Source organism: Xenorhabdus sp. IM139775, from assembly GCF_028598745.1.
In the GTDB taxonomy this organism is placed as follows: Bacteria; Pseudomonadota; Gammaproteobacteria; order Enterobacterales; family Enterobacteriaceae; genus Xenorhabdus.
This window is the reverse complement of sequence record NZ_JAQRFK010000022.1, coordinates 24009-48374: the sequence shown is the minus strand read 5'-3', so window position 1 is coordinate 48374 and position 24366 is coordinate 24009. Positions and strand designations below refer to the sequence as shown.

Here is a 24366-nt window from a genome sequence, read left to right as displayed (position 1 = left end):
GGGGGAGTAAAAGAATGAAGCTGCATGAAGGGTGGATTGAGGGGATGAGAAAGGTTATTTCTCCACATTGTGATCTGCGCCCAGAGGGTGAGAAGCCATCATTACTGGTCATTCATAATATCAGCTTACCTCCCGGTAAATTTGGCGGTCCTTATATTGATCAACTATTTATGGGAACACTAGACCCTAAAGAAGACTCTTTTTTTGGTGAGATCAAACACTTGCGTGTTTCTGCCCACTGTTTAATCCGGCGTGATGGAGAGATTGTGCAATATGTTCCTTTCAATAAAAGAGCTTGGCATGCCGGCGTTTCCTGCTACTGTGACCGTGATACCTGCAATGATTTTTCGATAGGCATTGAACTGGAAGGTACAGATTATGAGGAATTTACTGAAATTCAGTATACTAAGTTAGCCGAAGTTACTGAGCTGCTGATTAGCCAATATCCTGATATTCGTGACAATATTACCGGACACAGTGATATCGCACCGGGGAGGAAAACGGATCCCGGGCCTTATTTTTACTGGGAACATTACCGTCAATTATTGAAGGAGCGAGTTGGATGACTCTCTTTATTCTATTATTAATACTGGCATGGGAACGTGTTTTTAAGCTAGGAGATCACTGGCAACTGGAACGCTATTTAGCGCCATTTTTTGCCCGGCTCAGATCACATTCACTATGGGGTAGTCTGGGCATGACCTTTCTGGTCGCCTTGTTGACGTGGAAACTGATTGATATTTTCAGCTCTGTTGCTTTTGGTATTCCCGCCATTGTGCTGGGTATTATCATCAGCTTGTTATGTATTGGCGCAGGTAGGCTGCGTCATGATTACCGTGGATATCTCCAGGCTGTGCGCCAAAATGATCTTGAACAGCAGAATAAATATCTTGCTCGTTTGACGATGATTCAAGAAACGTTGCCTGAGACTACAAAAGATGAACGGTTGCGCGAGATACAGAATTCATTGATCTGGACAAATTTTCGTTATTATCTTGCCCCTATTTTTTGGTTGGCTGTGTTGGGTGAATTTGGTCCGGCTATTTTGATGGGATATGGCTGCCTTCGGGCTTATCAAGGTTGGTTGGCACAGCATGCCACCGCAGTGCAGAGAGCGCAATCGGGTGTTGACGGCATATTGCATTGGCTGGACTGGCTCCCGGCACGTTTGGCGGGGGTTACCTACGCTTTATTAGGGCATGGCGAGAAAGCTTTACCCGCTTGGATTGCATCACTCACTGATTTTCGGTCATCGCAATACAAGGTAGTCAGTCAATTGGCACAATTCGCATTAAGTAAAGAACCTCATCTTAATCCGGTAGAAACGCCTGTTGCTGCGGTAACATTGGCAAAAAAGGCGACTTTTACTATTGTGATTATTGTTGCATTGTTAACAATTTATGGTGCATTAGTTTAACAATGATTGATTTAACAGTGGAAGGACAGGGGGCTGGTGTTAGCAATCATCTACCCCCTATCTTTTAAATCAGGAATGGGTTCCCTTTGCAGTGATACAACTCGCAAGACGAAAACAGCTTATTATCTCCCCGCGTCGCGGAGAGATAATAAATGTAACTTGAGGTACGACGAGCATATTTGTTATTTGTGGCATCAATATTAAATAATTCTTATTAAATTATCACGGGCGATTTTTTATTTTAGGAGATATTTTTATATTCTGTGGGAATGTACTAATTTAAAGATAAGGGAGTTATCATTTGAGGATAAAATAATGAAAAATGATGATGCACAAGATGATAAGTGCTATGCTTCCCATCTTTATATTACACTTAAAAGTTATACTGTATATTGTTTGTGGTTGACGTTATTACTCGTCATTAACAATGATAAAGTCAGATTTATTCGTGGCTAATTCCCGGTTATGGCAATGAAATGTTGTTATTGGGAATTTTTTATGGCGTTAATTATGAGTATATGTTTGTATAGATTTAATTAAATAATATTTGATTTATTGATTGCTATACTCGTCGTGCTATCAAGATATATTTATTATTTCTCTATGCTGCGGGAGATAATAAGCTGCTTTCGTCTTGAAAGCTGCAACTTGACGTTTATAAGGTATATATTTTAAAAATGGCTAATGATTGATTTTTCTCATCTATGCGTTATATGAACGTTAAAGGCCATCAGATTGCCTGCCTAAAAAGTACTCTTTGGTTATAATTTTCTAATAAAATTTAAAATATTTTGTTAAAATTTGCAGATTTTTATGATTTAGCTCAAGGTCTTTATAGACAGCTAGTGAATACTTTGTTACTTTAAGACCCTGTATTCTAAATTGGTATTACCAATTGACTTTGACCCGTTAGCCAGAGTTTAGTTACTCAGGTTTAGTCACTAACGCTTAGTTGAGTAGGGCTTAGTTGAATAGGACATAGTTGAGTAAACATAGTCCGAAGCAACATTGACTCATTGAATGGCTTACAGCAGATATGGCCTATAGCAAGATTCGCCAACCAAAGTTATCAGATGTGATTGAGCAGCGTCTTGAACAGCTCATCCTCGAAGGCTCGCTGCGCCCGGGAGAAAAACTGCTGCCTGAGCGTGAGCTGGCAAAACAGTTTGAAGTATCCCGTCCTTCATTGCGCGAAGCTATTCAAAAATTGGAAGCCAAAGGCTTTCTTTTCCGTCGTCAAGGGGGAGGAACTTTCGTACAGAACAATCTGTGGCAGAGTTTCAGCGACCCGCTTGCCCAACTTATTGCAGAGAATCAAGAATCCCAGTTCGATCTCCTTGAAGCACGCCATGCGTTAGAGGGGATTGCTGCTTATTATGCCGCCCTTAGGGGAACCGATGAGGATTTCAAGCGCATTGAACAAAGCCATCTTGCCATTCAAGTCGCACAGCAAAGCGGCGATGTGAATGCGGAATCTGATGCTGTCCTGCAATATCAGCTTGTTGTCACGGAAGCTGCCCATAATGTGGTATTGCTGCATTTATTGCGCTGCATGATCCCAATGTTAGAACAAAATATCAGGCGCAATTTTGACGTCATCTATACCCGTAAAGAAATGCTGGCGGCTGTCAGTGACCACAGGGCTGAGATTTTTCGCTCTATCATGGCGAGAGAACCAGAAAAAGCCCGTGAGGCTTCGCATCGCCATTTGGCCTTTATTGAAGAAGTTTTATTGGATCTGACTCGTGAACATACTCGGCGTGAGCGTTCATTGAGGCGGCTCCAGCAACATCAGGAATAAGAGCCTGTCCCTAGGGACGTCATAGACAAATCAAATTCCCGAATGGGGTAGGTTCTAAACTTGACTGTACAGATCTTGACTGCTGCGTTTGTACAGTTCGTCGACTCTTTATCCAAGAGTTTTAGCGGCAATATACAGCAGGGCCTATCTTCCGGTCATAACGGGCAGTTTCGTCAAAAGGTATGACCAGAAGATAGGCTCCAATAACCATTAGAAATAGATAACAGATAAGGAATACACCATGTCAGATATTTTGAAAAATGACGTGGATCCGATCGAAACTCGCGATTGGTTACAGGCGATCGAATCGGTCATCCGTGAAGAAGGTGTTGAGCGTGCTCAGTTCCTAGTTGATCAGGTATTGAATGAAGCTCGTAAAGGCGGTGTTAGCGTTGTTGCAGGTGCTGCAAGCCGCGATTACATCAACACTATTCCTGTTGAGGATGAGCCTGCTTACCCTGGCAACATGGATTTAGAGCGTCGTATCCGCTCTGCTATCCGCTGGAATGCCGTGATGACCGTTCTGCGTGCATCCAAAAAAGATCTGGAACTGGGTGGTCACATGGCTTCATTCCAGTCTTCTGCGACTGTTTATGAAGTTTGTTTTAACCACTTCTTCCGTGCTCGTAATGAAAATGATGGCGGTGATCTGGTGTATTTCCAGGGCCACATTTCTCCGGGCGTTTACGCACGTGCATTCCTTGAAGGTCGTCTGACTGAAGGGCAGATGAACAACTTCCGTCAGGAAATCGGTGGTAATGGCCTGTCTTCTTACCCGCATCCAAAACTGATGCCTGACTTCTGGCAGTTCCCAACTGTTTCAATGGGTCTGGGTCCAATCTCCGCGATTTATCAGGCTAAATTCCTGAAATATCTGGAACATCGTGGCCTGAAAGATACCTCTAAACAAACCGTTTACGCTTTCTTGGGCGACGGCGAAATGGATGAACCAGAATCCAAAGGTGCGATCACTATCGCAACGCGTGAAAAACTGGATAACTTGGTATTCATCATCAACTGTAACTTGCAGCGTCTGGATGGCCCAGTAACCGGTAACGGCAAAATTGTTAACGAACTGGAAGGCATCTTCGCCGGTGCTGGTTGGCAGGTACTGAAAGTCCTGTGGGGTGAGCGTTGGGACGCACTGCTGCGTAAAGACACCAGCGGTAAACTGGTTCAATTGATGAACGAAACCCTGGATGGCGACTACCAGACATTCAAGTCCAAAGATGGCGCTTATGTCCGTGAACACTTCTTCGGCCGTTACCCTGAAACGGCTGCATTGGTCAAGGACATGACTGATGACGAAATTTGGGCACTGAACCGTGGTGGCCACGATCCGAAGAAAGTTTATGCTGCACTGAATAAAGCACAAAATACCACGGGTAAACCAACGGTAATCCTGGCTCAGACCATCAAAGGTTACGGCATGGGTGATACCGCTGAAGGTAAAAACATTGCCCATCAGGTCAAGAAAATGAACATGGAAGGCGTTCGCCACTTCCGTGATCGTTTCAATGTGCCTGTATCTGACGAGCAGATCAACAGCCTGCCTTACGTGACTTTCGATAAAGACTCGGAAGAAGCTAAATACCTGCATGAGCGCCGTAATGCACTGGGTGGCTACCTGCCAAGCCGTCGCGTTAACTTCGACGAGAAACTGGAAATCCCAGCGCTGGGAGAATTCAGCTCTCTGCTGGAAGAACAATCCAAAGAAATTTCTACAACTATTGCTTTCGTTCGTGCGCTGAACGTCATGCTGAAAAACAAGTCGATCAAAGATCGCTTGGTGCCAATCATTGCTGACGAAGCACGTACCTTCGGTATGGAAGGTCTGTTCCGTCAAATCGGTATCTACAGCCCGAATGGCCAGCAGTATACTCCGCAAGACCGTGAGCAGGTTGCATACTATAAAGAAGATGCAAAAGGCCAGATCCTGCAAGAAGGTATCAATGAACTGGGTGCGGCTTCATCTTGGCTGGCGGCGGCAACGTCTTACAGCACCAACAACCTGCCAATGATCCCGTTCTATATCTACTACTCCATGTTCGGATTCCAGCGTATCGGTGATCTGTGCTGGGCGGCGGGTGACCAACAAGCCCGTGGCTTCTTGGTGGGTGGTACTTCTGGTCGTACAACGCTGAACGGCGAAGGTTTGCAGCACGAAGATGGCCACAGCCATATTCAGTCCCTGACCATTCCTAACTGTATCTCTTATGATCCTGCATTCGCTTATGAAGTTGCTGTTATCATGCATGATGGCTTGGAGCGTATGTATGGTGAGAAACAAGAGAATATCTACTACTACATCACCACACTGAACGAAAACTACCACATGCCAGCCATGCCGGAAGGTGCTGAAGAAGGCATCCGTAAGGGTATCTACAAGCTGGAAAGCCTGGAAGGCGCGAAAGGTAAAGTTCAGTTGCTGGGTTCAGGTTCTATCCTGCGCCATGTTCGTGAAGCAGCGCAGATCCTGTCTGCTGAATACGGCGTCGGTTCCGATGTGTACAGTGTGACTTCCTTCACTGAACTGGCTCGTGATGGCCAGGATTGTGAGCGTTGGAATATGCTGCATCCATCAGAAGAACCGCGTGTTCCTTATGTTGCTCAGATCATGAACGAAGCGCCAGCAGTTGCTTCTACTGACTACATGAAGCTGTTTGCAGAGCAGGTGCGTAACTTTGTTCCTGCAAGCGAGTTCCGTGTACTGGGTACTGACGGTTTCGGTCGTTCTGACAGCCGTGAGAACCTGCGTCATCACTTTGAAGTTGATGCTTCTTATGTGGTTGTTGCGGCTCTGGGTGAACTGGCTAAACGTGGCGAAGTTGATGTGAAAGTCGTTGAAGAAGCGATCAAGAAATACAACATCAACCCAGAAAAAGTTAACCCACGTCTGGCATAAGAGGTAAAGATTAATGTCTATCGAAATTAATGTGCCTGATATTGGTGCAGATGAAGTTGAAGTGACCGAGATTCTGGTGAAAGTCGGCGACACAGTAGAAGCAGAACAGTCACTGATCACCGTTGAAGGTGACAAGGCTTCGATGGAAGTCCCATCGCCACAGGCGGGTGTCGTGAAAGAAATCAAAGTTGCAGTTGGCGATAAAGTTGAAACTGGCAAACTGATTATGATTTTTGAATCCGCAAACGGTGCAGCCGAAGCTGCGCCTGCGCAGCAGGCAGCGGCAGCTCCGGTAGCGGCACCAGCCGCAGTGGAAAGTAAAGAAGTCAACGTACCGGATATCGGTGGTGATGAAGTTGAAGTGACCGAAATCATGGTAAAAGTGGGTGATACGGTCACAGAAGAGCAGTCACTGATCACGGTTGAAGGTGACAAGGCTTCGATGGAAGTTCCTGCGCCATTCGCGGGTACAGTGAAAGAGATCAAGATCGCGACTGGCGATAAAGTGAAAACCGGCTCTCTGATCATGGTATTCGAAGTTGCGGGTGCAGCACCTGCGGCGGCTCCAGCAGCGGCTTCAGCGCCTGCGGCTGAACCTGCGAAAGCAGCATCAGCGCCGGTAGCAAACAAGCCAGCAGAAGGCAAAAATGAATTTGCCGAAAATGACGCTTATGTTCATGCCACGCCGGTCATCCGTCGTCTGGCACGTGAATTTGGCATCAATCTGGCTAAAGTAAAAGGGACTGGCCGTAAGGGTCGCATCCTGCGTGAAGACGTTCAGGCTTACGTGAAAGATGCGATTAAACGTGCGGAAGCAGCTCCTGCGGCTGCGGGCGGCGGTCTGCCGGGTATGCTGCCTTGGCCAAAAGTTGATTTCAGCAAGTTTGGTGAAATCGAAGAAGTTGAGATGAGCCGTATCCAGAAAATTTCTGGTGCTAACCTCAGCCGCAACTGGGTCATGATCCCTCACGTTAACCTGTTCGATGAAGCGGATATCACTGAAGTGGAAGAGTTCCGTAAACAGCAGAACAAAGAAGCTGAGAAGAAACAGCTTGGCGTGAAGATCACTCCGCTGGTATTCGTCTTGAAAGCAGCCGCGAAAGCACTGGAAGCGATGCCTCGCTTTAACAGCTCCATTTCTGAAGATGGCCAGAAGCTGATCCTGAAAAAGTATATCAACATCGGTATCGCGGTTGATACACCTAACGGTCTGGTTGTTCCTGTATTCAAGGATGTCAACAAGAAAGGCATCATGGAACTGTCCAGAGAATTGGCGGAAGTTTCCAAGAAAGCCCGTGCCGGTAAGCTGACAGCTTCCGACATGCAGGGTGGCTGCTTCACCATCTCAAGCCTCGGTGGTATCGGGACTACCGGCTTTGCACCAATTGTAAATGCGCCAGAAGTGGCAATCATGGGGCTGTCCCGCTCTTCCATGAAGCCAGTCTGGAATGGTAAGGAATTCGTTCCGCGCCTGATTCTGCCGATGTCTCTGTCTTTCGACCACCGTGTGATCGACGGGGCAGATGGTGCACGCTTCATCACTTATATTAATCAATTGATGAGCGACATCCGCCGTTTGGTGATGTAATGCACAGGCCGGTAAATATACCGGCCTGATGATGACTAGCGTGACAGATATTTTCGCCTTGCATCTGACAGGTTGGGATTTCTGTCACGTTAACGCACTTTTCAGGTTATTTACAATTCTGTAAACTGCTCGCGGTGTGTACGTCCCGGGGGAGTATGTTTTTTTTTCGTCTGACTCGCCGGACAAACAATTAAGAGGTCATGATGAGTACTGAAATTAAAGCTCAGGTAGTGGTGCTTGGAGCAGGCCCTGCGGGGTATTCTGCTGCTTTCCGTTGTGCAGACTTAGGTTTGGATACTGTTCTGGTTGAACGCTACTCGACTTTGGGTGGTGTGTGTCTTAATGTGGGTTGTATCCCATCCAAGGCGCTGCTTCATGTAGCAAAAGTGATTGAAGAAGCAAAAGCGCTGGCACAGCACGGTATCGTGTTTGGTGAGCCACAAACTGATATCGATAAGATCCGTCTCTGGAAAGAAAAAGTTATTTCTCAGTTAACAGGCGGTCTGGGCGGCATGGCTAAGGGCCGTAAAGTTAACGTTGTTAATGGTGTTGGTAAATTTACAGGCGCTAACACTCTGGTAGTAGAAGGCGAGAACGGCGCAACAACGATTAATTTTGATAATGCCATTATCGCAGCGGGTTCACGCCCAATTCAGTTGCCATTCATTCCACATAATGATCCTCGCGTATGGGATTCTACCGATGCGCTGGAGCTGAAAACCGTTCCGGGACGCTTGTTGGTCATGGGTGGCGGTATTATCGGTTTGGAAATGGGGACGGTTTACCACGCGCTGGGTTCTCAGATCGACGTGGTAGAAATGTTCGATCAGGTTATTCCTGCTGCGGACAAAGACATTGTTAAAGTGTTCACTAAGCGTATCAGCAAGAAGTTCAACCTGATGCTGGAAACCAAAGTGACCGCCGTAGAAGCTAAAGAAGATGGCATCTACGTAACAATGGAAGGCAAGAAAGCACCGGCAGAGCCACAGCGCTATGATGCCGTTCTGGTTGCTATCGGCCGTGTACCCAATGGTAAATCTCTGGATGCGGGCAAAGCGGGCGTTGAAGTTGATGAGCGTGGCTTTATCCACGTGGATAAACAAATGCGTACTAACGTGCCTCACATCTTTGCTATCGGTGATATCGTTGGTCAGCCAATGCTGGCACACAAAGGTGTCCACGAAGGTCACGTTGCGGCAGAAGTGATTTCTGGTAAGAAACATTACTTCGATCCAAAAGTGATTCCATCGATTGCTTACACTGAGCCAGAAGTGGCATGGGTTGGTTTGACAGAGAAAGAAGCGAAAGAAAAAGGCATCAGCTTTGAGACTGCGACGTTCCCATGGGCAGCATCCGGTCGTGCAATTGCCTCTGATTGTTCAGATGGCATGACCAAGCTGATTTTCGATAAAGAAACGAACCGTATTATCGGTGGTGCTGTTGTTGGGACTAACGGCGGCGAACTGCTGGGTGAAATCGGTCTGGCTATCGAAATGGGCTGTGATGCAGAAGATCTTGCCCTGACTATCCATGCTCACCCAACGCTGTACGAATCAATCGGTATGGCTGCGGAAATTTACGAAGGCAGTATTACTGACTTGCCAAATCCTAAGGCAAAGAAAAAGAAATAATGCTTTAGATTTTGCAGTGGTGAAAACGGCTTCTATTATGGAAGCCGTTTTACATGCAACGGATTATTTCAAGCTTCCCCATAAAAAACTCCATTAAATCTACAGTATATGACATTGCCAATTTGAATTACTTGGCCGAGGGGTTCTTTTAAGTTGATATTTCCCATTGATTTGATGCCATGTATTGCTATGAGTTGGGGTTAGCCTCATATTTTTCAAATCAAAAAAGTTACCAATAGTTACAAAGCCTAATTTTTGGTAAAAAATTTCGGCATCCCGTTCTGCCTTAACTTCTAATATACCTTGGTGGCCTAAGGCGCAGGATATATCAACCACATGTTGAATAAGCAGGCCACCGTAACCATAACCGTTAGGATAGGTTATTATGTATGCTATTTGATCAACATCATCAGGTTCATTAGATTTAGCAAGCCTTAATATGATAATTCCAACCGTTGTACCTGCCACTGAACAAACAAAATGGCGGTAGTTATCTAAACCTCCGGTCACATATTCAGAATTAAAGGTGTTTCTTATGGAGCCACAGGTTTTGCTAAATGTACTATGATGTCCACCTCCCAATAGAGTTTCTCTTATAGGTTCATACCAGTAACGGGATTCATTTTGCTGGAGTGTGCTAATTGCAAATAGCATAGCATTTTGATCCACTTCCTTAATCACTGGAGGATGATAATTTGTGCTTGTTGTAGAGTTATCTCTTTCTATTTCTCGATTAGGCATGATGATATCCTTTTAAACGAGGTTGGTATCCGCTTTTTGCAGTGGGTAGAAATTAAGGTATTTTCAGGTTGAAATAGCAACAAATAGCATTTAAAACTTTATTACACTCTTCAAGCTCATTTATCCAGAATTTTATCATGGTTTAATGTTGATTTTATGTGAATGAATTAACATGCTATTCAAATTTTGGTATGCTAAATGCCCGAAGCTGGGCATAATCCTGATGTTATGCGAGCAAAATCCTCTGACCTGGCACCCATGATGATTGTTTTAGGTGATTATTACCGGGTGCTGACAGCCGGGTATATAAAATGACAATGAGAGCGAGGAGAAAGTCGTGCTAGAAGAATACCGCAAGCACGTAGCCGAGCGTGCAGCTCAAGGCATCGTCCCTAAGCCGTTAGACGCAGCTCAAGTAGCAGCGCTGGTCGAATTACTGAAGAACCCACCTAAAGGTGAAGAAAATTTCCTGATAGATCTACTGACCAATCGTGTTCCCCCTGGTGTAGATGAAGCTGCTTATGTTAAAGCGGGTTTCCTTGCTGCCGTTGCTAAAGGGGAAACCGCTTCTCCTTTGGTGACACAGGAAAAAGCCATTGAACTATTGGGAACCATGCAGGGTGGGTATAATATCCACGCCTTAATTGATGCCCTGGATGATGAAAAGTTGGCCCCGATTGCGGCGAAAGCACTTTCTCATACTTTGCTGATGTTCGACAGTTTTTATGATGTAGAAGAAAAAGCAAAAGCGGGTAATGTTCATGCCAAACAGATTATTCAGTCATGGGCTGATGCAGAATGGTTCCTTGGGCGCCCAGAATTAGCGGAAAAAATCACCATTACCGTCTTTAAGGTCACGGGTGAAACCAATACCGATGATCTTTCCCCTGCGCCTGATGCGTGGTCACGCCCTGATATTCCCCTACATGCCTTGGCAATGCTCAAAAATGCCCGTGAAGGTATTGAGCCTGATCAAGCGGGTGCCGTAGGCCCGATTAAGCAAATCGAAGCCCTGAGCAAGAAAGGTTACCCGTTGGCCTACGTTGGTGATGTTGTGGGGACGGGTTCCTCCCGTAAATCGGCAACGAACTCCGTATTGTGGTTCATGGGAGAAGATATCCCGTTTGTACCCAATAAACGTGGTGCAGGTGTGGTATTGGGCGGAAAAATCGCCCCCATTTTCTTTAATACCATGGAAGATGCCGGTGCATTGCCAATCGAGGTAGACGTTTCTAAGCTGAATATGGGGGATGTGGTTGATATCTATCCCTATAAGGGGGAAATCCGCCAGCATGAAACCAATGAATTGCTGGCGACTTTTGCACTGAAAACCGATGTCCTGCTTGATGAAGTGCGTGCCGGTGGCCGTATTCCGTTGATTGTCGGTCGCGGTTTGACTGGCAAGGCACGTGAATCATTGAGTTTGCCACACAGTGATGTCTTCCGTCAGGCGAAAGCCGTTGCGAAAAGCGATCGCGGCTTCTCATTGGCACAGAAAATGGTTGGCCGTGCTTGTGGTACAGCGGGGATCCGTCCCGGGGAGTATTGTGAGCCTAAGATGACATCTGTGGGCTCTCAGGACACCACCGGCCCAATGACACGGGATGAATTGAAAGATTTAGCCTGTCTGGGCTTTTCTGCGGATCTGGTCATGCAATCATTCTGCCATACTGCTGCCTATCCAAAACCGGTGGATGTGACCACCCACCATACTCTGCCCGATTTCATTATGAACCGTGGCGGTGTATCACTGCGTCCGGGAGATGGCATTATCCATTCATGGTTAAACCGCATGTTGTTGCCGGATACTGTGGGCACAGGCGGAGATTCCCATACTCGTTTCCCGATTGGCATTTCTTTCCCGGCGGGTTCCGGGCTGGTGGCATTTGCGGCGGCAACGGGTGTCATGCCGTTGGATATGCCAGAATCCGTATTGGTTCGCTTTAAAGGAAAAATGCAGCCCGGGATCACCTTGCGTGATCTGGTTCACGCTATTCCTTATTATGCGATTCAACAAGGTTTGCTGACCGTCGAGAAGAAAGGCAAGAAAAACATCTTCTCTGGCCGTATTCTTGAGATTGAAGGGTTACCGGAACTCAAAGTCGAACAGGCATTTGAGTTGGCGGATGCGTCTGCGGAACGTTCTGCGGCAGGATGTACCATTAAACTGGATAAAGACCCCATCATTGAATACCTGCAATCGAACATCATATTGCTGAAATGGATGATTGCGGAAGGCTATGGTGATCGCCGGACATTGGAACGCCGTATTATGGGCATGGAAAACTGGCTGAAAGATCCGCAATTGTTGGAAGCGGATGCCGATGCTGAATATGCAGCCGTGATTGAAATTGATCTGGCAGGGATTAAAGAGCCTATTTTGTGTGCGCCGAATGACCCCGATGATGCACGCCTGCTATCTGACGTTGCCAACAGCAAAATTGACGAAGTTTTCATTGGTTCTTGCATGACGAATATTGGTCATTTCCGGGCAGCGGGTAAGTTGCTGGATCAGCACAAAGGCCAGATACCAACGCGGTTGTGGATTGCGCCTCCGACGAAGATGGATGCTGCCCAATTAACGGAAGAAGGTTATTACAGCGTCTTTGGTAAGAGTGGGGCGCGCATTGAGATCCCGGGTTGCTCATTGTGCATGGGGAATCAGGCGCGTGTGGCGGATGGTGCAACAGTGGTATCAACTTCTACCCGTAACTTCCCTAACCGCTTGGGTACGGGGGCAAATGTTTACCTTGCTTCTGCCGAGCTGGCTGCTGTGGCTTCACTGCTGGGGCGTTTGCCATCGCCAGAAGAGTATTTGCAGTTCATGGATAAAGTGGATGAAACCGCCGCAGACACTTATCGCTACCTCAATTTTGATCAATTGAATCAATACACAGAAAAAGCGGATGATGTGATCTTCCAAACCGCAGTATAAAAAAGTATATTGCAATAAATGGGGAGGCAAATGCCTCCCCATTTTTGTGTCTGGTGTTTTATGACAATGTTTTATGGCAATGTTTTATGACAATTTCACCGTATTTTGTATCAGTTTGTGGACTGCTTCAGATGTGAAATGCTTAGAAATGTTTAAAATCCATCCATATTCGTTTGATATCAATTTGTCACAAGTAAATTGTCACAAGCAAATTGTCACAAGTAAAAAATAGTGGAGGTGCGTGATGGAATATGAATTTATGCAGGATCTTACCGGTCAGGTAACATCATCCTTCTCAATGGATCATGAAGCTGTCGGCCATTGGTTGAATGAAGAAGTAAAAGGCGATTTGCGTGTATTGGATAAAATCACCGCAGCTTTGCAAGAAATTAAAGGGAGTGAACGTCAATGGCAGTTGGCTGGTCATGAATATACGCTATTGATGAGTGAAGGTGAGATCATGATCAGGGCTAATCAACTGCAATTTGACACAGAGGTTATAGAAGAAGGAATGAGTTACTACGATAACGAGAGTTTGGCTTTTTGTGGGACAGACGATTTTATCGATATGCTGGCTGATTACAGAGGGTTTATTTTGCAAAAAAACAAAACATAAGTATGAGCTTTCAATCAATAAAGGCTTTCTGCCATAATCTATATTCTATCACCCAACAATCACGGTGGACTTTGTATGGAACAGATCAATCTGTCACATGAGATTGATAAAGCGGCAAGCTGGTTTACCCATAATCAGGATCTACTGATCCAGTATGCGGTAAACATGGTATCTGCCATTTTGATCCTTATCGTTGGCTTATTCATTGCTAAATTGGTGAATAAAGCTGCTAAGCGTGTGATGTCACTGCGTGGTATTGACACGACCATTTCTGATTTTTTATCCGCAATTATTCGTTACGCTATCATCGCGTTTACGATTATCGCCGTGCTTGGGAAATTGGGCATTCAGACGGCCTCTGTGATTGCCGTCATCGGTGCCGCAGGTTTGGCGGTAGGCTTGGCATTGCAAGGCTCACTGTCTAATTTTGCTGCCGGTGTTTTATTGGTGATTTTTCGTCCACTCCGGACTGGCGAATATGTCAGTATTGGTGCGGTGGAAGGCACGGTCATGCAGGTACAGATTTTCTCAACCACATTGCGCACCGCAGATGATCGCATCATCGTGATCCCCAACGGTAAGATCATTGCAGACAATATTATCAATACCAGCCGTGAACCGAACCGCCGTACCCAAATTATGGTGGGCGTTGCGTATGACGCAGATATTGATGAAGTGAAAAGGGTGTTGGGTGATGTGATTAAAGAAGATAAACGCATTCAACATGAAAAAGGCATCACGATCCGCTTACATGAAATGGCGCCTTCATCACTGAATTTTATTGTGCGTGTATGGACAACCAATGGTGACGCCTGGAATGTCTATTGGGACTTGATGGAAAACTTTAAGCGTACTTTGGATAAGCACAATATCGGCATTCCATTCCCACAAATGGATGTTTATTTGCATCAACAAAATACGGCCTTACAGAAAAAGGCGGATGAATAATTAAAATATCCCGGTGTGAGAATGGCTATTTCTCACACCACATTGGGCTGCTTTGACTGCCAGTTTGCATAAAACCACGATCACTGTCCCTCAGCATTACCATTCCTAATGATGTATTAGAATGATTCATTTTTACTCATGCTCAATCTTGCTTAATATGTATTGATATCGTAACTCATTGAATAATCATCAGGGATCTCTGCATGTTTTCAACATTAATTCAGGGTTTTTTCCTCAGTGCGGCGATGATCCTTCCGCTTGGGCCACAAAATGTATTTGTCATGCAGCAAGGGAGCCGGAAACAGTTCCATTTAATGAGCGCAACATTATGCTCCATCAGCGATGCGCTGTTCATTATTGCGGGAATATTCGGTGGAAGTGCCTTGCTGGGACAATCGGCACTGTTATTGCAAGCCGTGACATGGGGAGGTGCTGCATTTTTACTATGGTATGGATGGGGGGCTTTGCGCACAGCACTCTCGGCAGAAGTCGAACTTTCCCGGCCTGAAAAAAGGGTTCAGGGCCGTTGGCGGGTGATAGTCACACTCTTCGCCGTGACATGGCTGAATCCCCATGTTTATTTGGATACCTTTGTCGTATTGGGAAGCATAGGCGGACAATTGTCTGCTGAGCTTAGGCCGTGGTTTACCCTTGGCGCAGTCATGGCATCGATCAGTTGGTTTTTTGCATTGTCATTGTTGTCTGCGTGGTTTGCGCCTGTACTTAATCAGCCCAGAGCGCAACGCATCATCAATATTTTTGTTGCCTGTGTGATGTGGTATATCGCTTGGAGCCTGATCAAGCAAGGGATACCGATTTTTTATTGATGACAATACCTCAATACTTCCCTTCTATAGATCGTCTGTAACGATAGATTGTGCTAATGTTTCTGAAAGCACCTTACTAACCTAATTTTGCTGTATTTGAGGAGGTTTTGTGAAACGTAAATCACTGGTATTGGCCGCGATAATGGCTCTGGGAAGCCTCTCTTGCATGACGGCTTCCGCTGCTGACGTGCTATCTATTCCACATATTTCTACTTCTGGCAATGCGGTCGTTAAAGCGGCACCCGATATGGCGACATTGATAATCCATGTGAGTGAAACTCAAAAGAGTGCGGCAGAAGCCAAGAAAAAAGTCGATCAGCGGGTTGCGAAATATTTTGATTTTCTGAAAAGCAGTGGTATCGACAAGAAAGATATTGATGCTGCCAACTTGCGCACTCAACCAGAATATCAATATGAGCAAAAGACGGGGAAATCAAGTATTACGGGTTATCGGGCGTCACGTTCAGTTGAAGTGAAAGTTCACAAGCTGGAACAGTTGAATACTTTACTGGATGGTGCCCTGAACGCTGGATTGAATGAAATTAATTCGGTTCAGTTTAGCGTCAATAATCCGCAACGCTATCGTGATGCAGCCAGACAAAAAGCCATCGAGAATGCCATTCAACAGGCAACGGTATTGGCAAAAGGGTTCAACGGTAAGTTAGGCCCGGTATATAGCATTAATTATCGGGCGCCTGACGCTGTGCCTGAACCCATGAGCCGTCTGAAATACCAGACAGCCCTGTTGTCATCTGCCGCTTCTGACTCAGCCAGTGAAACTTACGAACCACAGAGTATTGAGTTTTCTGATCACGTTGATGCCGTTTTTGAATTACAGCGTTAATGAATTTCATTCTTCCTGACGTAACATCTGGCGCCCCAGTTTTAGCAGGGCGTCAGTAACCTTTCTCATGGCCCCGCTTTCAGGGGCAAAGCGGTGCCAATAAAGCATACGGCGTTGGTACAATCCTGGCGTGAGATCGACTAACTCACCGGCTCTCAGTTCCTTGTCGATTTGCAGGTGTGGGATCATACAGCAGGTTGAACCTTGTTTTGCCAGTTGGACAAATGCCTCGGAAGAATTCACGATATGGCAGGGCACACTTCCCGGCGATAAATCAAAATTCTGTTGTAAGAATGCCTGATGCATATCATCTAAGTGGTCGAATGCAACAGCAGGGGCTTTCAGCAATGCTGAACGTGTCACGCCATCCGGGAAAAAACGGTTTGCAAACGCAGGAGAGGCAACAAACAGATAATCCAGGGCACCTAATTTATCAACCAAACAGCTTGGCAGCGGCAGCGGCTGAATACTGATCGCGCCGACAACTTCACCCCGCCGCAAACGTTCTTGGGTTCGGGTTTCATCTTCCACTTGAATATTGAGTCGAATAGGCAAATCGGACAAAACAGGGTAGAGAGCCGGTAAAAGCCATGTCGCCAAGCTGTCTGCATTAACCGCAAGAGAAAGCAATAACGGGATCTGATCGCCATTTTCATCGCCAAGCCATTGCGCTTCCAGCAGTTCAACCTGATGTAATAGCGCAAGCAGCTTTTGCCCTTGTTCGGTAGGGTGGGGAGGGACAGTGCGTACCAATAGCGGCTGGCCAAACATATTTTCCAATTGCTTGATCCTCTGTGATACCGCTGATTGGGTGATACAAAGTTTTTGCGCTGCTCGCTCGAAGCCACGTTCTTTGATCACGGCATCTAATGCTTGCAGTGATCGGTAATCAGGACGTTTCATTGAAAATAAGATTCTCCGTGTTTGCTGTTCTGGTGTTATCGCCCAATATCAAAGCCATTATGTGGCTTAACCAGTACTCTATCTCCAGCATGATATCATTAGCACGATACTTCCTGAATTATGCCTCCAGAACCATGCCTCCAGAACTATGCCATATTTTTTCATGCGGTGAGCCAATATTGTTTATACTAGCCGTCAGATTTTTCCTTGTAACTGATTATAGGCTGTGATCGATATGACTCAGGACGAACTGAAAAAAGCAGTAGGTTGGGCGGCATTGGAATACGTTAAACCCGGCACCATTGTCGGTGTTGGCACAGGTTCTACAGCAGCGCATTTTATTGATGCGTTAGGCACTATCAAAGATAAAATTGACGGTGCGGTATCGAGTTCAGAAGCATCGACTGAGAAACTGAAAAGTCTCGGCATTCCTGTGCTTAATTGCAATGAAGTGGACACCCTGGATATTTATGTTGATGGTGCTGATGAAATTAATGGTCAGATGCAGATGATCAAAGGCGGCGGCGCAGCATTGACCAGAGAAAAAATCATTGCCGCGGTTGCGAAGACATTTATCTGCATTATTGACTCGTCTAAGCAAGTCGATGTGTTAGGCAAATTCCCCCTGCCCGTTGAAGTTATCCCAATGGCACGCGCTTATGTGGCGCGTGAACTGGTGAAATTGGGAGGAACACCGGTTTATCGTGAAAACGTAGTGACCGATAATGGCAATCATATTCTGGATGTTCACAACCTCTCTATTGTTAATCCCGTTGAGTTAGAAAATAAAATCAATGGAATCATTGGCGTGGTCACCGTGGGCCTCTTTGCTAATCGAGGCGCAAACGTGGTACTGGTCGGTACAGCGGATGGCGTTAAGGCGCTCACGGAATAATCACTTATTGAGGGCAGAATAACCTGCCCTCAAAATATTTTTGTATTTGTTCAAATAAGAAAATTTAGTGAGATATATCACGTTTTCGTCCCAAAAAGCCTCAAAACTCTGCCACTACCCCATAACGAATTATTTTACTTTGCATAACAACTTATTTACTGTTGCTTATTCGGTAATATAAGCAATCGATTGTATTGCTGTTATCGTTTTTTTTGTTATTTTGGTGAAATCAATAGGCGTTATGAAAGTTAACAATGAGTAGGGCAGGCAAATGGTTAAAGTATCTTTAGAAAAGGACAAAATTAAATTTCTGCTACTGGAAGGCGTTCATCAAAACACCGTAGACAGTTTAAAAGCGGCAGGGTACAGCAATATTGAGTATCACAAAGGGGCATTAGAGCCTGAAGCGTTGAAAGAAGCGATTCGTGATGCCCGATTTGTCGGAATTCGTTCCCGTACCCAGTTGACCGAAGAAATTTTCGCCGCAGCGGAAAAGCTAGTTGCAGTCGGGTGTTTCTGCATTGGGACGAACCAAGTTGACCTGAAGGCCGCTGCAAAGCGTGGTATCCCGGTATTTAATGCGCCTTTTTCCAATACGCGTTCAGTCGCTGAAATGGTATTGGGTGAGCTGTTGTTGCTGTTGCGTCGTATTCCTGAGGCGAATGCAAAAGCACACAATGGGATATGGGATAAACAGGCAAAAGGTTGCTATGAAGCGCGTGGGAAAAAATTAGGCATCATCGGTTACGGGCATATTGGCACACAACTTGGCATTTTGGCTGAAAATATTGGCCTGAATGTCTATTTCTATGATATTGAAAATAAATTGCCATTGGGTAACGCACAGCAAGTCCATCATTTATCTGAATTGTTGAACATGAGTGATGTCATCAGTCTGCATGTTCCTGAAACGGCTGCAACGAAAAATATGATTGGTGTGGCAGAATTAGAGTTGATGAAGCCAGGCTCCATTTTGATTAACGCATCACGGGGTACTGTCATCGATCTGCCGGCACTTAGCGAAGCACTGGAAGCAGGGCACCTTTCTGGCGCAGCGATTGACGTTTTTCCTCATGAACCCGCAACCAACAATGATCCTTTTATCTCTCCATTAAGTAAGTTTGATAACGTACTGTTGACCCCTCATATTGGCGGTTCGACACAAGAAGCCCAGCAAAATATCGGTTATGAAGTGGCAGGTAAACTGGTCAAATATTCTGACAATGGCTCTACATTATCAGCGGTCAATTTCCCGGAAGTCTCGCTCCCTCTTCATGCCAAAGATACGAACCGATTACTGCATATCCATGAAAATCGGCCAGGTATCTTAACCAGCATTAACCAAGTGTTCACAGAACAAGCGATCAATATTGATGCGCAGTATTTGCGGACTGACAGCGATATTGGTTATGTGGTGATTGATATTACGACGCAAAATTCAGCCCAAGCTGAATTGGTCTTGCAGAAACTGAAAGCCCTGCCGGGCACGATCCGTTCTCGCCTGCTTTACTAAGATTTAACAAACCTGGGGCTATTGAAAGACAAATGGCCCCGGTTATCCATTCAGCGGCTTATATCCATCGCCAGACTTTTTCTGGTGTAATGATCTCCGGCAGTGGGATATCCCAACTCGCATTGGGTAATTTCTCAACTAACTGAAAATGATGAGCCAATCCAATCGGGTAAAAATTCTGTTGCTGCCATTTTGCGAGAGTTCTGTCGTAGAAACCGCCTCCCATCCCCAAACGCTGGCCTGTGCAGTCGAAAGCAACCAGTGGAATAAACATGACATCAAGTTCAGCGATCGGTAAAACCTGCCGGACATCCAACTGAGGTTCTTCTATATTGAAGCGGTTACGAATAAGGGGGGTGTCGGCGTGATAACGGAGAAACAGCAGGTGATTCCGGCTGAAAGGGTGCAATATTGGCAGGTAGACCCGTTTATTTTGCTGCCAAAGCTGTTGAATTAGCGGACGAGTGTCTAATTCCCCATCAAAAGAGAGATAGAGGGCAATGTTGTCAGCTTGCTGGATTTTAGGGTGAACCATGACCTGTTTAACGGCTTGCTGGGCAAATTGCCGTTGTTGTTCGGGGGGCAGGTTTTGACGTCGTTGGCGATTTTTTTTTCTAATGGCTTGGCGGAGAGAAAGGAAACAATCTGATTGCATGATACCTGCCTGTTAATGAATGCAGAAAAGGATACAAAACAGATAAAAAAGGGGGTTCTCCAAGATGCCGTTGCAGGTGGTAACCCTTGAACCCTTGGTTCAAGGTGAACGTAGAGTCGTTGCTATTAGGCTTCTTGGTCTGGCCAAGCTTGCTCACAAGAAACGGAGCACCACATTCTATGGATATGAAATATCGGCTCAGGGGACTGACCTGCTGACGAACACCTCAGAGAAAATTTTTTGCTGCTTAAACCCTCTAAATAGGCTCTAAGCAATGCTATGAAGCCTATTGTATGGAACTAAATGAAGAAAGCAACTGCTTATATTAATCTATAGTGACTACTGCCTGATTTATCAACAAGATTATGTTGACGGGTAGAGTATCAGGTGATTTTACCTTGCTCTAACAGTGCCTTTTCGATGGTCTGCTGGAGCATTTTTATTTTTTGTTCCATATTGTAAGCATAATCACGGGTTTTCATCTTTTCCTGTGCCAACTCGTGACAGACATTCAGTGCCACAATAAAAACCAGCTGCTCAGTGTTAGTGACTCTGGTGCGTTCTTTGAGGTTATTCAAACGCTGATCAAGTTCCTCAGCAGCAGCTTGCAAAGCTTCAACCTGCTCTGGTGGACAATTGACACGTAATGACCGCCCAAAAATCTGAATATCTACTGGTTGTGCAGACATGACACCTTCCTGATTTATTACTGTGCTGATACCTTGATGTTGATATATATCCCTTATCTTTCAAATTGCGGCTTGGTTAGTTGTGTTGCAATTTGAAATCGATTGGGCATAAAGTAAATTATGGTATAAAACAAGGCCGACACCAATCATTACCGTACAATACCAAAAGCCCTCCTCCTTATATCGGTGTGCTGTCTGGTATAGCGACTCCCCTTGATGGTAGCATAGCATGAACTTATATCGCCAACGATGATCAATATACATGTCTATACAAAACTCATTACCTAATTATCAATCATTTGATGAAATTTTGCATCAACAGTCCGTTGCACTGACAGCAGCAGAAATGCACGGCTTAATCAGTGGATTACTCTGTAGCGGCAACCATGGCAGTCATCATGATAGTCGTTGGCAGACGTTGGTGCATGATCTTGCTAATGATGGCCTGGCATTTTCTCAGGTTTTGGCTCTGCCGCTCAGGGAATTGTACGAAACGACGTTTGAATTGCTGGATGATAATACTTTCACGTTTAATCTGTTGCTCCCTGATGAAGAAGCCGGGGTTTTTGCCTGCGCAGATGCGTTGTCGGGATGGGTAAACCACTTTCTGCTTGGGTTGGGCGTAGCCAATCCCAAATTGACAGAACAGCCAGAAATTAAAGAAATTATCACCGATTTACGTGACATCGGCATGTTGGGCTATGATGAAAGCGAAGATCAGGAAGAACTCTCCCAAGCCCTTGAAGAAGTTTTGGAATATGTCCGTGTTGCGGTTCAACTCTGCTATATCGCGTTAGCGACACCGAAAACCGCAGACAGTGCAAAAAGTGAAAAACCAACATTGCACTGATTGGCGATATTCACCCAACTAATAATAATGGAATTGCAGGAGAGGGTATGACCAAACAAGAATATTTATCCCGTCGTCAGGCATTATTGTCAAAAATGGCTCCGGCCAGTGCGGCCATTATTTTTTCAGCTTTGCCTGCGACACGTAATTCAGATAGTGAGTATCCTTACCGTCAGCACAGTGACTTTCTGTACCTGACCGGGTTCAGTGAGCCGGAAGCGGTTCTGATACTGATCAAAAGCGATGAAACCCACAATCATAGCGTGTTGTTTAATCGTGTTCGCGATTTGAGTGCGGAAATTTGGTTTGGTCGCCGTCTTGGGCAAGAAGCTGCGCTGGAAAAATTGGGGGTGGATCGGGCCTTGCCATTTGATGATCTCGATGAACAACTCTATTTGTTATTGAATGGCTTGGAAGTGGTTTATCACGCTCAAGGCGAATTTGAATACGCGGATAACATCGTCTTTAGTGCCTTGGACAAATTGCGCAAAAACAGCCGTCGTAACCTCCGTGCGCCAACGGTCATGGCAGACTGGCGGCCGTGGCTGCATGAAATGCGCCTGTTTAAATCAGAAACTGAATTAGACATCATCCGCAAAGCCGGAGAAATTAGTGCCGAGGCGCATACCAGAGCCATGCAGGCTTGTCATCCTGATATGTTTGAATATCAGCTTGAAGCCGAAATTCATCATGAATTCACTCGTCAGGGAGCGCGTTACCCGGCTTATAACACCATTGTCGGGGCGGGAGAAAACGCCTGTATCCTGCATTACACTGAAAATGAGTGTCGCATGAGAGATGGCGATTTGGTGTTGATCGATGCGGGGTGTGAATATGAGGGTTATGCCGGCGATATTACCCGGACGTTTCCGGTCAATGGCAAGTTTACACGCCCTCAGCGTGAAATCTATGACATTGTTCTGGACGCCAACAACCTTTCCATTGAATTGTACAGGCCCGGCACCAGCATCAGTGAGGTCACGGGACACGTTGTGCGTGTCATGGTGACGGGATTGGTAAAATTGGGAATTATGCACGGTGAAGTCGAACAATTGATCGAAACCAATGCTTATCGTCAATTTTTCATGCATGGTTTGAGCCACTGGTTGGGGCTGGATGTACATGATGTCGGTCATTACGGTGTTGATCGCGATCGTATTCTGGAACCCGGCATGGTGCTGACTGTCGAACCGGGGCTTTACATTGCCTACGATGCCGATGTCCCGCCGGAATACCGTGGTATCGGTATCCGTATTGAAGATGACATTGTGATAACGGAAACCGGAAATGAAAACCTGACTGAATTTGTCGTCAAAGATCCGGATGAGATCGAAGCTCAGATGGCACAGGCAAAACAGGGTTAAGGACACAGGGTTAAGGACAAAAGTAATCAGGAAGTGATAATGAACGTGATTATTGTGGGCGGAGGAATGACAGGGGCGACATTGGCTCTGGCTATTGCTTCGCTGAGTCGGGGGCAATTGCAAGTCTCCTTGATTGAAGTGGCAGAACCGGCCAAGGAACACTCTGGTTTTGATGCAAGGGCGATTGCCTTGGCTTATGGTACATGCCAACGCCTGAATCAGATCGGTATTTGGCCTGCTCTGCAACATTGTGTGACCCCAATCACTCACGTCCATGTCAGCGACCGTGGTAACAGCGGTTTCGTCAACATCCGCGCCGATGATTATGCTATTCCGGCATTGGGCAATGTGATTGAGTTGCATGATGCCGGGATTCATCTTTTTGATTTATTGAAACAGTCGCCAAATATTAAACTTTATTGCCCGGCCAGAGTGAGTTCCGTTGCGCGTTTGGAAAATTCGGTGGAAGTTTTGCTGGATAATGGCGAAAAACTGACCGGGGAACTGTTGGTCGCGGCGGATGGCAGCCACTCGGCGATAGCCCAAGCGTGCAACATCCCATTCCAGCAACACTCTTATGCGCAGACCGCCATTATTGCCAATGTACTGACTTCCGAACATCCTCAAGGCAGGGCATTTGAGCGTTTTACCAAACATGGCCCATTGGCGCTATTGCCCATGTCGGAAGGGCGCAGTTCACTGGTGTGGTGTCATCCACTGGAAAAACAGTCAGAAATTAATGGGTGGAGCCAGAGTGAATTCCTTCAACACCTGCAAACCGCATTTGGCTGGCGTCTGGGGAAAATGCAGGAAAGTGGTCAACGGCATAGTTACCCATTGGCTTTATCGACAGCCGACAGGCAAATTAGCCATCGTCTGGCTTTGGTCGGTAATGCCTCCCAAACCCTGCATCCGATTGCCGGGCAGGGTTTTAACTTAGGGATGCGTGATGTCATGGCGTTGGCGCAGGTTATTGCAGCCGCGGCTGTTTCAGGTCAGGACATTGGTGCTTATCGCGTGCTGGCACAATATCAGCAACAGCGTCAGGCAGATCGTGAAGCCACCATTGGGATCACGGATGGGCTGGTCAGGTTATTCGCCAATGACTACTTACCGTTAAAAATGGGGCGTAATTTGGGCTTGATGACCATGGAAAAATTATCCCCGCTGCGGGATCGGTTTGCCCGTCAGACATTAGGTTGGGTTGCGCAGTCACCGTTGGCAGATTTGGCAGATTAAGAGGA

General features: G+C 46.0%; 20 protein-coding genes and 1 other RNA gene. 16 read left to right on the top strand and 5 right to left on the bottom strand.

Annotated elements, in window-relative coordinates; genetic code table 11:
• Positions 1 to 14 precede the first annotated feature (14 nt).
• The 6 genes from ampD (at position 15) to lpdA (ending at position 9342) form a co-directional block, all read left to right on the top strand.
• The gene (ampD, locus tag PSI17_RS07170) at positions 15 to 566 is read left to right on the top strand and encodes a 1,6-anhydro-N-acetylmuramyl-L-alanine amidase AmpD (protein ID WP_273551322.1); all 552 of its coding nucleotides are present in this window, start codon (positions 15 to 17) and stop codon (positions 564 to 566) included.
• The gene (gene ampE, locus PSI17_RS07165) at positions 563 to 1417 is read left to right on the top strand and encodes a beta-lactamase regulator AmpE (protein ID WP_273551320.1); all 855 of its coding nucleotides are present in this window, start codon (positions 563 to 565) and stop codon (positions 1415 to 1417) included. Before ampD ends, ampE begins: the two co-directional genes overlap by 4 nt.
• A gap of 1036 nt (positions 1418 to 2453) precedes the next feature.
• Positions 2454 to 3218 (top strand): pyruvate dehydrogenase complex transcriptional repressor PdhR, encoded by a 765-nt coding sequence (pdhR, locus tag PSI17_RS07160; protein WP_273551319.1) that lies wholly within the window; start codon positions 2454 to 2456, stop codon positions 3216 to 3218.
• Between the two features lie 241 nt (positions 3219 to 3459).
• The gene (aceE, locus tag PSI17_RS07155; protein ID WP_273551318.1) at positions 3460 to 6123 is read left to right on the top strand and encodes a pyruvate dehydrogenase (acetyl-transferring), homodimeric type; all 2664 of its coding nucleotides are present in this window, start codon (positions 3460 to 3462) and stop codon (positions 6121 to 6123) included.
• 13 nt (positions 6124 to 6136) lie between these two features.
• Positions 6137 to 7711, top strand: a complete 1575-nt coding sequence (gene aceF / locus PSI17_RS07150; RefSeq protein WP_273551317.1) for a pyruvate dehydrogenase complex dihydrolipoyllysine-residue acetyltransferase — start codon at positions 6137 to 6139, stop codon at positions 7709 to 7711.
• Positions 7712 to 7914: 203 nt separating this feature from the next.
• Positions 7915 to 9342 (top strand): dihydrolipoyl dehydrogenase, encoded by a 1428-nt coding sequence (lpdA, locus tag PSI17_RS07145; RefSeq protein ID WP_273551316.1) that lies wholly within the window; start codon positions 7915 to 7917, stop codon positions 9340 to 9342.
• A gap of 99 nt (positions 9343 to 9441) precedes the next feature.
• Here the strand turns inward: lpdA and PSI17_RS07140 are convergent, their stop codons facing one another.
• Positions 9442 to 10083 (bottom strand): GNAT family N-acetyltransferase, encoded by a 642-nt coding sequence (locus tag PSI17_RS07140; RefSeq protein WP_273551315.1) that lies wholly within the window; start codon positions 10081 to 10083, stop codon positions 9442 to 9444.
• A gap of 337 nt (positions 10084 to 10420) precedes the next feature.
• On the opposite strand from PSI17_RS07140, the gene acnB reads away from it, so the two are divergent.
• The 5 genes from acnB (at position 10421) to PSI17_RS07115 (ending at position 16253) form a co-directional block, all read left to right on the top strand.
• A complete protein-coding gene (acnB, locus tag PSI17_RS07135) occupies positions 10421 to 13018 on the top strand; it encodes a bifunctional aconitate hydratase 2/2-methylisocitrate dehydratase (RefSeq protein WP_273551314.1) in 2598 nt (865 codons plus the stop codon).
• 244 nt (positions 13019 to 13262) lie between these two features.
• Positions 13263 to 13634, top strand: a complete 372-nt coding sequence (locus PSI17_RS07130) for a YacL family protein (RefSeq protein ID WP_273551313.1) — start codon at positions 13263 to 13265, stop codon at positions 13632 to 13634.
• Positions 13635 to 13709: 75 nt separating this feature from the next.
• The gene (gene mscS, locus PSI17_RS07125) at positions 13710 to 14582 is read left to right on the top strand and encodes a small-conductance mechanosensitive channel MscS (RefSeq protein ID WP_273551312.1); all 873 of its coding nucleotides are present in this window, start codon (positions 13710 to 13712) and stop codon (positions 14580 to 14582) included.
• 203 nt (positions 14583 to 14785) lie between these two features.
• Positions 14786 to 15409: an arginine exporter ArgO gene (argO, locus tag PSI17_RS07120; RefSeq protein WP_273551311.1), complete on the top strand. Its 624-nt coding sequence runs from the start codon at positions 14786 to 14788 to the stop codon at positions 15407 to 15409.
• A 109-nt stretch (positions 15410 to 15518) separates the two neighbouring features.
• On the top strand, positions 15519 to 16253 hold the full coding sequence (locus PSI17_RS07115) for an oxidative stress defense protein (protein WP_273551310.1): 735 nt from the start codon (positions 15519 to 15521) through the stop codon (positions 16251 to 16253).
• Positions 16254 to 16259: 6 nt separating this feature from the next.
• Here PSI17_RS07115 and PSI17_RS07110 read toward each other — a convergent pair whose 3' ends face one another.
• Complete coding sequence (locus PSI17_RS07110; protein ID WP_273551309.1) at positions 16260 to 17156, bottom strand: LysR family transcriptional regulator ArgP; 897 nt, start codon at positions 17154 to 17156, stop codon at positions 16260 to 16262.
• A gap of 235 nt (positions 17157 to 17391) precedes the next feature.
• On the opposite strand from PSI17_RS07110, the gene rpiA reads away from it, so the two are divergent.
• Complete coding sequence (rpiA, locus tag PSI17_RS07105; RefSeq protein WP_273551308.1) at positions 17392 to 18051, top strand: ribose-5-phosphate isomerase RpiA; 660 nt, start codon at positions 17392 to 17394, stop codon at positions 18049 to 18051.
• Positions 18052 to 18322: 271 nt separating this feature from the next.
• The gene (gene serA / locus PSI17_RS07100) at positions 18323 to 19564 is read left to right on the top strand and encodes a phosphoglycerate dehydrogenase (protein ID WP_273551307.1); all 1242 of its coding nucleotides are present in this window, start codon (positions 18323 to 18325) and stop codon (positions 19562 to 19564) included.
• Between the two features lie 58 nt (positions 19565 to 19622).
• Here serA and PSI17_RS07095 read toward each other — a convergent pair whose 3' ends face one another.
• The 3 genes from PSI17_RS07095 to zapA all read right to left on the bottom strand — a co-directional run bounded on the left by PSI17_RS07095 (position 19623) and on the right by zapA (position 20908).
• The gene (locus tag PSI17_RS07095) at positions 19623 to 20219 is read right to left on the bottom strand and encodes a 5-formyltetrahydrofolate cyclo-ligase (protein ID WP_273551306.1); all 597 of its coding nucleotides are present in this window, start codon (positions 20217 to 20219) and stop codon (positions 19623 to 19625) included.
• Between the two features lie 52 nt (positions 20220 to 20271).
• Positions 20272 to 20455, bottom strand: a non-coding RNA gene (ssrS, locus tag PSI17_RS07090) — 6S RNA.
• A 147-nt stretch (positions 20456 to 20602) separates the two neighbouring features.
• Positions 20603 to 20908, bottom strand: a complete 306-nt coding sequence (gene zapA, locus PSI17_RS07085; RefSeq protein WP_273551305.1) for a cell division protein ZapA — start codon at positions 20906 to 20908, stop codon at positions 20603 to 20605.
• A 262-nt stretch (positions 20909 to 21170) separates the two neighbouring features.
• Here zapA and PSI17_RS07080 point away from each other — a divergent pair, with 262 nt between their 5' ends.
• From PSI17_RS07080 to ubiH, 3 genes are read left to right on the top strand one after another with little or no spacing between them, the layout of a single operon-like run.
• A complete protein-coding gene (locus tag PSI17_RS07080; RefSeq protein WP_273551304.1) occupies positions 21171 to 21758 on the top strand; it encodes a YecA/YgfB family protein in 588 nt (195 codons plus the stop codon).
• A 47-nt stretch (positions 21759 to 21805) separates the two neighbouring features.
• On the top strand, positions 21806 to 23122 hold the full coding sequence (pepP, locus tag PSI17_RS07075) for a Xaa-Pro aminopeptidase (protein ID WP_273551303.1): 1317 nt from the start codon (positions 21806 to 21808) through the stop codon (positions 23120 to 23122).
• A 39-nt stretch (positions 23123 to 23161) separates the two neighbouring features.
• Positions 23162 to 24361 (top strand): 2-octaprenyl-6-methoxyphenyl hydroxylase, encoded by a 1200-nt coding sequence (gene ubiH, locus PSI17_RS07070; RefSeq protein ID WP_273551302.1) that lies wholly within the window; start codon positions 23162 to 23164, stop codon positions 24359 to 24361.
• Positions 24362 to 24366 lie beyond the last annotated feature (5 nt).

Excerpts from the sequence above, each read along its gene's own strand:
- ampD (WP_273551322.1), top strand. The coding sequence starts at position 15 with ATGAAGCTGCATGAAGGGTGGATTGAGGGGATGAGAAAGGTTATTTCT.
- ampE (WP_273551320.1), top strand. The coding sequence starts at position 563 with ATGACTCTCTTTATTCTATTATTAATACTGGCATGGGAACGTGTTTTT.
- pdhR (WP_273551319.1), top strand. The coding sequence starts at position 2,454 with ATGGCCTATAGCAAGATTCGCCAACCAAAGTTATCAGATGTGATTGAG.
- aceE (WP_273551318.1), top strand. The coding sequence starts at position 3,460 with ATGTCAGATATTTTGAAAAATGACGTGGATCCGATCGAAACTCGCGAT.
- aceF (WP_273551317.1), top strand. The coding sequence starts at position 6,137 with ATGTCTATCGAAATTAATGTGCCTGATATTGGTGCAGATGAAGTTGAA.
- lpdA (WP_273551316.1), top strand. The coding sequence starts at position 7,915 with ATGAGTACTGAAATTAAAGCTCAGGTAGTGGTGCTTGGAGCAGGCCCT.
- PSI17_RS07140 (WP_273551315.1), bottom strand. The coding sequence starts at position 10,083 with ATGCCTAATCGAGAAATAGAAAGAGATAACTCTACAACAAGCACAAAT.
- PSI17_RS07130 (WP_273551313.1), top strand. The coding sequence starts at position 13,263 with ATGGAATATGAATTTATGCAGGATCTTACCGGTCAGGTAACATCATCC.
- mscS (WP_273551312.1), top strand. The coding sequence starts at position 13,710 with ATGGAACAGATCAATCTGTCACATGAGATTGATAAAGCGGCAAGCTGG.
- argO (WP_273551311.1), top strand. The coding sequence starts at position 14,786 with ATGTTTTCAACATTAATTCAGGGTTTTTTCCTCAGTGCGGCGATGATC.
- PSI17_RS07110 (WP_273551309.1), bottom strand. The coding sequence starts at position 17,156 with ATGAAACGTCCTGATTACCGATCACTGCAAGCATTAGATGCCGTGATC.
- rpiA (WP_273551308.1), top strand. The coding sequence starts at position 17,392 with ATGACTCAGGACGAACTGAAAAAAGCAGTAGGTTGGGCGGCATTGGAA.
- serA (WP_273551307.1), top strand. The coding sequence starts at position 18,323 with ATGGTTAAAGTATCTTTAGAAAAGGACAAAATTAAATTTCTGCTACTG.
- PSI17_RS07095 (WP_273551306.1), bottom strand. The coding sequence starts at position 20,219 with ATGCAATCAGATTGTTTCCTTTCTCTCCGCCAAGCCATTAGAAAAAAA.
- zapA (WP_273551305.1), bottom strand. The coding sequence starts at position 20,908 with ATGTCTGCACAACCAGTAGATATTCAGATTTTTGGGCGGTCATTACGT.
- PSI17_RS07080 (WP_273551304.1), top strand. The coding sequence starts at position 21,171 with ATGTCTATACAAAACTCATTACCTAATTATCAATCATTTGATGAAATT.
- pepP (WP_273551303.1), top strand. The coding sequence starts at position 21,806 with ATGACCAAACAAGAATATTTATCCCGTCGTCAGGCATTATTGTCAAAA.
- ubiH (WP_273551302.1), top strand. The coding sequence starts at position 23,162 with ATGAACGTGATTATTGTGGGCGGAGGAATGACAGGGGCGACATTGGCT.